The sequence below is a fragment of the Armatimonas sp. genome (genome assembly GCF_043760365.1).
In the GTDB taxonomy this organism is placed as follows: Bacteria; Armatimonadota; Armatimonadia; order Armatimonadales; family Armatimonadaceae; genus Armatimonas.
The window spans coordinates 1-7,360 of record NZ_JAYUPA010001032.1; the positions used below are offsets into that span (position 1 = coordinate 1).

The window sequence follows — 7,360 nt, forward strand, 5'->3', positions numbered from 1 at the left end:
GGGATTCTCTACGGCCTCTCCAAAGAGCTACCCCTGCCCGTCACGGGCCGGATCGCGGCGTGGGCGGCGGGCAAGGTTGTCGCGCATCTGGGGCCACGGTTGCCTTCGCTCGATCTGGACGCGATTGCAGAGATTGAGCGCGGAGGTTTCCCGCATGACGCGTGAGCAGGTAATTGAGGCGGCCCGCGCCGCCTTCCTGGCTCACTACGGCGTGGCCCCCACGGCGGTCGGTGTTGCACCGGGCCGTGTGGAGCTGCTAGGAAATCACACGGACTACAACGAGGGCTTCGTTCTCACGGCGGCGGTAGATTACGTCACGGCGATCGCGGGAGCACACTCCGAGCGCCCTCTGACGTATCTTGCGACCTCGGCGGACTTTCCCGAGGTCACTTTTGACCCGAGTGCAATGGAGAAGAGCACGGGCGAGGATCGCTGGGCTAACTATATTAAGGGCATTATTGACGAGCTCCAGAAAACCGGCACGCCCGTGGGAAAGTTTGCCGGGTTCGTGGTCTCGTCGGTGCCTGATGGCTCGGGGTTATCGTCGTCGGCGGCGCTACTTGTGGCAACGGCGCGGCTTCTCACCACGCTCTGGCCTGACCCCCTAGCCGACAGCCCGATGGAGCTTGCCAAGCTCGCCCGCCGCGCCGAGAACGGCAGGTTTGTAGGTGCGCCCGTGGGATTGCTGGACCAGTTTTCGTCGGCGTGTGGCCTGGCGGGCAATGCGCTGTTTTTAGACTGCCGCAGCTTCGCCTGGCGCGCCGTTCCCTTGCCCTCCGATAAAGCCGGGATTCTCATTGCCAACACCAATGTCAAGCACGAGCTCGCCGCAGGCGGCGGCTACTCCGAGCGGCACGGTCAGTGCCTTCAGGCGGCGCGGCAGCTTTTAGGGCGCGGCGACGCCAAGCTACGCGATGTAACTCCGGCACTGCTTGAGAGCAAGGGCATCGGCCTCAATCCGGTGCTCAAGCAGCGGGCACACCATATCGTCTACGAAAACGCTCGGGTCGAAAAAGCCGCCGAAGCGCTAGAGCGCGGTGACTTAGCTGAGGTCGGCAAGCTCATGAAGCAGTCGCACGAGTCGTGTCGGCGCTACTTTGAGAACTCGTGCGACGAAGTGGACTTGCTGGTGGAAGTGGCATCGGCGCTCCCTGGTGTCTACGGCGCGAAGCTCACCGGCGGCGGCTGGGGCGGCTCCGCCGTTATTTTGCACGACCCTACCGTAATCGAGAACCTCAAGGCTGCGCTCACCGAGAGCTACACAACAAAGTTCGGCAAGGCTCCCACACTTCTCACGACAACTGCCGCGCAAGGGGCGGAAGGTATCGCACTGTGAAACACTATCGCATTGGCATTGTTGGCCTCGGCTGGGTGGCCGGGGCGCATATCGAGGCGTTTAAAAGCGTCCAAGGCGCGGATATTGTCGCCGTCTGCTCCCGCCGCGCGCTAGACGCCGCCGCTCTCAGCGCCCAGTACGGCACGCCACTCACCGTCACCTCCGATTTCAATGACTTGCTCGCCGACGACTCGATTGATATTATTGACATCTGCACGCCCCACCCGCTCCACCCGGAGCAGGCAATCGCCGCTGCAAAGGCCGGAAAGCACTTAATTATCGAGAAGCCCATCGGGATTGACTGGGCAAGCTGCATCGCCGTGCGCGATGCCATCCGAGAAGCAAAAATCCAAGCCTGTGTCTGCTTCGAGGTGCGCTTCAGCCGCCAGGCGCAGGCGATTCGGGCCGCGCTCGATAAAAATCTACTCGGCGATGTCCACTACGCCGAGGTGGATTACTACCACGGGATCGGCCCCTGGTACGGGCAGTACGCCTGGAACATCAAGAAAGACTTCGGCGGCAGTAGCTTGCTCACAGCGGGCTGCCACGCGCTGGACTTGCTGCGGCATTACTTGCCCGGCCAGATCGAGGAAGTGACCTGCTACGCCACTCAGTCTAAGAACCCCCAGTTCACGCCCTACGAGTACCCGACCACCACCGTCTCGATGCTACGCTTTGCGGATGGCAGGCTCGGAAAAGTCACGTCGTGCATTGACTGTCTCCAGCCGTATTACTTCCATCAGCACTTAGTCGGTAGCGAGGGCAGCATTTTAGATGAGAAGCTCACCTCGCTCCAGTGGCCTGGCCTGAGCAAAGACCTCTGGACTAAGCTCGGCGTCCCGACCGTGGACTCAGGCGATGTGAGCGACCACCCGTACCCGCCGCAGTTCCAGGCGTTTATTGATGCGCTCCAGAACAACCAGCCCATGCCCTACACGGACTTCGAGACCGCCTTCGAGACCCACAAAGCCGTCTTCGCCGCCGAGCGCTCCGCCACCGAGCGACGCCCTGTAAAGCTCAGTGAGCTTTCAATCCACTAACTACTTTTGCATTTTCAGGAGGAACCTATGCTCGCTTTTGTTACTAGTACTCTTCAAGAAACTACGAAGTAAAGGTTCATTCAATGTTCAAAATATCAAATCGCCATGCGCTAATCGTAGGGTCAGCGTTCCTAATTTCCGTGCCGCCTACTGCCCGGGCCGCAGATCCAACTGCAAAAGAGCTACCTGTCCCTAGTTCCATCCTCAAGATGACTCCGACCGGCTCGGTGAGTATTCTATATGTTGCTCTCAACTACGGGGTTTCGGGCGGCAAAATCTTCGTGCATGAATTTAAAAAAGGAACCGGCCCTGATGAGATCCGCTATGTTGACATTATTACGCCCAATGGTAAGCGCATCCAGCGCTTTCAACTTGCTTACCCTGCCGAAACCATGGAAGCTCGTTATCAAATTCATCCTCAATGGATCGTTCCTAGTCGCAAAAAACTTGCCGCTCTTCTTTTCGAAGGTACAGAAAACCACCTCATGATTGTCTTTGCCGGCGGATTTGGCCAGCCAGGCAGTCAGCAATTTTTTGCCGAAAAGGTTGATGGTGACAAACGAGAAATCAGCTTTAATGAGCTTGATCGCCGAGGCTATCGCATGATTCGTCTTGACATAAACGTTCCCACAACAGACGGAAAACCTGCGTACAAAGCAACAAGCTACTTTTTCTGGAATGGCTCTAAATTCACCGAAAAGCCTCACTAGAGAAGAACCAAGAAATCTCGATTTTACCAGAAAGCGCCGTGATGGCTCCCATCGGATAAACCAGGGGCCTTACGTCGCATTCTGGTAAAAGCATCAGAGCTTATCCTCTTTCCCAAGTTCTTTTTCGAGATCGTCGGCGGTTGCAGCAACCATGACAAGATATTGCTTGAGCAGATCGGGTGCAACATCGGCAGGAGCATCTATGCGAAAGAAAATCCGCCAGTTTTTCTGCGTCTCCCCGGGCGCTTCGATGCCGCCGATGCCGAAGTTTTTTTGCAAGATGGCTTTAAGGATTTCCGCACTCGGGGCATTTTTGGCATCGTAGCAAAATGAGATGATCTTCCGCGTTTTGAGGGAGCTTGAGGTGTTGATCTCTTTACGAACATAGGCGGTCTGGCTTCGCTTGGCGCTGGAGAAGTCGAACTTCAGCGAGTAGTAGCCCCCGATGTCTTTAAACGCCAGCCCGGCGTCCTTGAGCGCCGTCCCGAGCGGATCGGCGGATGCGGGCGTAGCGGAAAATAGCTTTGCTGCGCCCTGCACGTCGGCGAGCATATTCGCTATCATGTACTCCGGGGTGAGGTCTACCGGGCTACTGACTCGCGACAGAGTGACTCCTTGCGCGTCGAACTCCGCCTTGACTGAGGGGAACTTCTCTTTGATTCGAGGGCCATGCAGCGCCTCGGCGGCGGGCGCGTCGGCCAGCGGAAGCGTCTGCTCCATCTTGGTATAGACATTGTTGAATGTCAGGACGAACCGTTCCCCGGCTTTCGTCAGTGGGATCTCAATCGTCTTTCCGAGACCCTCTCTCACCGTTGCTTTACCTTCCTGAAAGCCGACTTTGAGAAACGCGGCGAGCATATTTTTCTGGTACTCGGTGAACGACACGTCCTGGTTGTAGGGAGCGACGAAAATCATCGGAATAGGAATCGGAATCGGTAAGAGCATGGTTGCCTCCTCGTTAGGTGAATTGGTCTGCATTATACAGGCCAGCGTTACGGTAGCGTTACAGGTAGAGTACACTGAAGAGGAGACTCTGGTACTTAAGATCCTGACCCAACATCTTAACTTTGCAACGGTCTCAAATTCAAATGAAGAGGGATTAGCTGGAGTCTCCGCCGACCCAGTACGTGGCGTAAACTCCAGGTTGCCACTCGATGACGCGAAAGCCGCTGCTAAGCTGGGGCCGAAACGTAGGATGGCCGACTCGTAGCGTCCAGCCGGATGCCCGTCCGCCTGCTTGATGAATTAAAATGTGGGGCTGCTCGTCGGGGGAGTCCTTGCTGGCCTCGACCGATCCCGTCGGCACCAGCGATTTGATGTTTTTGGGCACAGGCTTCAGGGAGCGTTTTCCAGAAAGGCACTCCGTCGCCCAGGTTTGGAGTGCCGCAGTTCCCGGCCCCGTTGCCACACGCGCTCGCAGACCCCGGTCAATGGCATCCGTGATATGGGACATTGCGTAGCTTGTCCCCAGCAAAACCACCAACACAACGAGAAGACGAAGCGGGGCACGCTGGAGAAACCAGCGGCGATCTTGCTGATCGTTCTTGCCTGAGATGAGGCAACTTAGGAAGCCAACAACCGAAAAAAGGATAGGATAGGCGCTGAAGAAACCACTGAAACCATAGATTTTAGAGTGATCTGCCGTTGCGCCCGTTTCGTAGGCTAGGTGCTGGGATCTGGTCCAAAACCAGAGGGCGTAGCCTAGAGAGAACACGAGCCAGGAAATCTCGACCCACGGCAGAGGGCGGCGGTCCGAGCGGCGTTGCAAGCTCATATTTGTATTTTACCGCCCCCGCCCCCGTCGCGGAGCGACATCATGGCCGCAGGCCCGTAGACGCCCACGTTCGTGTGGGCGGCAAAATGGTAAACTAATCAGGAAATACCAGAGGCCGGTGCGATTCCGGCCTTTTTGTCTGTCTGGAGGATACGTGAGATGAGTGGTAAGGCGAACTTTGACCCGTCGAAGGATGCGGATGTCGTTGTGATAGGGGCGGGGCCGGGCGGCTATCCGGCGGCCAAACGGGCGGCGCAGCTGGGGGCGCGAGTGGTCTGTATCGAGTCCGATAATCCGGGGGGGACGTGTCTGAACTGGGGCTGTATTCCCACCAAGACCATGATCGGCTCGGTCGCGGCGCTGCACACGCTCAAGCATGCCAAAGACTTCGGCCTGATCGCCGAGAATGTCGGGTATGACTTTCCTGCACTGATGGGCCGCAAAGACAAGATCGTCACGGGCCTCAATAAAGGTGTCGAGTTTTTGCTCAAGAGCGCCAAAGTCAAGCATATCGCGGGCTACGGCAAGATTCTGGATAAAAATACGGTCGAAGTGACCAAGACCGATGGCTCAGTTGAGAAAATTACCACCGCTAATATTATTATCGCCACGGGCTCCGTGCCGAGCAAAGTGCCGATTCCGGGCGTGGACAGCGCCGATATCTGGGTGGACAACGCGGCGGTGAAGGCGAAGAAAGCCGATGGCACGCTGGCAAGTGGCGCACTCTGGACGAGCAACGAGGCCGTGAGCGCCAAGCAAGTGCCGGGTGAGCTCGTGATTGTGGGCGGCGGCGTGATCGGGGTGGAGTTTGCCTATGTCTACGCTGGGCTCGGCAGCAAAGTGACCGTGCTGGAGTTTTTGCCGCGCATTATTGCCAACATGGACGAGGATCTTAGCAAAGAGCTGAACAAGAGCCTCAAGAAGCAAGGCGTCGCTATTCAGACGGGTGTGAAAGTGACCCGAGTTGAGGACAAAGACGGCAAGAAGGAAGTGTTCTTTGCGGGTGCCGATGGCGCGGAGAAGAGCCTGCCCGCCGATGTTGTGCTGATCGCCACAGGCCGCACACCGTTCACTACGGGGCTTGGGCTGGAGAGTGTGGGCATCACGCTGGGCTCGCCCAAGGGCCGCGCCGCCATTGCGGTCAATAATAAGCTCGAAACCAGTGTTCCGGGCATCTACGCCATTGGCGACGTGATCGGCTCCGGACTGGCGCACACGGCCACCGCCGAAGGGCTTGTCGCGGCGGAGAATATCTGTGGCCATACGGCAACCATGAGCTACAAAGCCATCCCGAGCTGTATCTATACAGAGCCGGAAGTGGCCGCCGTGGGCCTCACGGAGGCACAGGCCAAAGAGCAGGGCTACGAGGTTAAGACGGGTACTTTTCCGTTCCGCAACCTCGCCAAGGCAATGGCAATTGCCCAGACCGAGGGCTTTGTGAAAGTGGTGGCGGAGGCCAAGTACGGTGAGATCCTCGGAGTGCATATTATTGGACCGCACGCCACGGATCTGATCATGGAGGCTGTGGTCAGCATCCAGCTAGAGAACACCGTGGACGAGCTCATGAAGACCGTCCACTCCCACCCCAGCCTCGCCGAGGCCATAGGGCAGGCCAATGAGGATGTCAAAGGGCTGGCGATAGACAAGTAGTAACTTTCTAACCTCTCCCCCTGCCCCCTCCCCCGGGCGCTCCTTCGTCGCTGGGGAAGGGGGTTCTGAGCGATTCCCCCCTTTATCACGCCCAGCGAGCATTTCGATTTTGTCTAGGCGGGCATGATAACACCACGGCACCGCATCGTCTCGTCTAGAGGTTCTTGACAAAATCTAATCGTTTAGATAAAATAGGCACCAAGCAGTGATGGCAACAATTCGCGATGTCGCAAAAGAGAGTGGAGTGTCGGTGGCGACTGTCTCCTATGTTCTCAATAATGGTCCCCGCCCTGTTCGTGCTGAGACGCGAGAGCGGGTTGTTTCGACCATGCGCCGCCTGAACTACCATCCAAATGCCGTTGCCCGGAGCCTGGTACGTCAGCGCACCCACGTGATGGGAATTCTCGTGGGCGATGCGCAGTCCGAGATTGTGACCAACTACTACTACGCGGGTATTCTCGCGGGGGTGTTTGCGGGGGCCCGTGTGCGTGGCTACAACATCACTTTTTTCACGGCGGCGGCAACCGATGAAGGTATCGAGCACCATATCCGTGCCCAGCGCCCCGATGCCATGCTCGTGATTGCTCCTCAGATCGGGCAGGACTTTCCCAAACGCTTAAAAGCGGTGGGAATTCCGCTGGGGGTTGTGGGGGCCGACGAGGTTTACGCGGACTCCGCGGTGGCCTCTATGGACGTGGACAATGTGGCGGGAATGCAGCTGGGGATGCAGCACCTGCGGGAGCGCGGGCACCAGGTCAGCTCTATTGCCTATGCCATGGGTGATCCCAATCAGGAGAGCGCCCGGATTCGGTGCGCTGTCTATGAACAAACCTTGCAAGACTGGGGAGTT

7 protein-coding genes are annotated in these 7,360 nt (G+C 57.7%); 5 read left to right on the forward strand and 2 right to left on the reverse strand.

The genetic code is table 11. The features are described 5' to 3' along the window. Positions 1-154 precede the first annotated feature (154 nt). The 3 genes from galK (at position 155) to ACH2EH_RS26370 (ending at position 3,086) form a co-directional block, all read left to right on the forward strand. The gene (gene galK / locus ACH2EH_RS26360; protein WP_395146398.1) at positions 155-1,336 is read left to right on the forward strand and encodes a galactokinase; all 1,182 of its coding nucleotides are present in this window, start codon (positions 155-157) and stop codon (positions 1,334-1,336) included. Beyond that, the gene (locus tag ACH2EH_RS26365) at positions 1,333-2,376 is read left to right on the forward strand and encodes a Gfo/Idh/MocA family protein (RefSeq protein WP_395146399.1); all 1,044 of its coding nucleotides are present in this window, start codon (positions 1,333-1,335) and stop codon (positions 2,374-2,376) included. The genes galK and ACH2EH_RS26365 overlap by 4 nt, the downstream gene beginning before the upstream one ends. Positions 2,377-2,459: 83 nt before the next feature. Next, positions 2,460-3,086 carry a hypothetical protein gene (locus tag ACH2EH_RS26370; RefSeq protein ID WP_395146400.1) on the forward strand — a complete coding sequence of 209 codons (627 nt, stop codon included), beginning with the start codon at positions 2,460-2,462 and terminating at the stop codon, positions 3,084-3,086. A 93-nt stretch (positions 3,087-3,179) separates the two neighbouring features. Here the strand turns inward: ACH2EH_RS26370 and ACH2EH_RS26375 are convergent, their stop codons facing one another. Together ACH2EH_RS26375 and ACH2EH_RS26380 are read right to left on the reverse strand one after the other, a co-directional pair. Further along, positions 3,180-4,064 carry a hypothetical protein gene (locus ACH2EH_RS26375; protein ID WP_395146401.1) on the reverse strand — a complete coding sequence of 295 codons (885 nt, stop codon included), beginning with the start codon at positions 4,062-4,064 and terminating at the stop codon, positions 3,180-3,182. Between the two features lie 121 nt (positions 4,065-4,185). Further along, on the reverse strand, positions 4,186-4,860 hold the full coding sequence (locus tag ACH2EH_RS26380; protein WP_395146402.1) for a hypothetical protein: 675 nt from the start codon (positions 4,858-4,860) through the stop codon (positions 4,186-4,188). 159 nt (positions 4,861-5,019) lie between these two features. Here ACH2EH_RS26380 and lpdA point away from each other — a divergent pair, with 159 nt between their 5' ends. Then, positions 5,020-6,510 carry a dihydrolipoyl dehydrogenase gene (gene lpdA / locus ACH2EH_RS26385; RefSeq protein WP_395146403.1) on the forward strand — a complete coding sequence of 497 codons (1,491 nt, stop codon included), beginning with the start codon at positions 5,020-5,022 and terminating at the stop codon, positions 6,508-6,510. Positions 6,511-6,718: 208 nt separating this feature from the next. Next, the coding region (locus tag ACH2EH_RS26390; RefSeq protein WP_395146404.1) for a LacI family DNA-binding transcriptional regulator at positions 6,719-7,360 on the forward strand (642 nt) is incomplete at its 3' end.

What these genes read in the sequence shown, in the direction of transcription:
- galK (WP_395146398.1), top strand. Translation starts at nt 155, where the DNA reads ATGACGCGTGAGCAGGTAATTGAGGCGGCCCGCGCCGCCTTCCTGGCT.
- ACH2EH_RS26370 (WP_395146400.1), top strand. Translation starts at nt 2,460, where the DNA reads ATGTTCAAAATATCAAATCGCCATGCGCTAATCGTAGGGTCAGCGTTC.
- ACH2EH_RS26375 (WP_395146401.1), bottom strand. Translation starts at nt 4,064, where the DNA reads ATGCAGACCAATTCACCTAACGAGGAGGCAACCATGCTCTTACCGATT.
- ACH2EH_RS26380 (WP_395146402.1), bottom strand. Translation starts at nt 4,860, where the DNA reads ATGAGCTTGCAACGCCGCTCGGACCGCCGCCCTCTGCCGTGGGTCGAG.
- lpdA (WP_395146403.1), top strand. Translation starts at nt 5,020, where the DNA reads ATGAGTGGTAAGGCGAACTTTGACCCGTCGAAGGATGCGGATGTCGTT.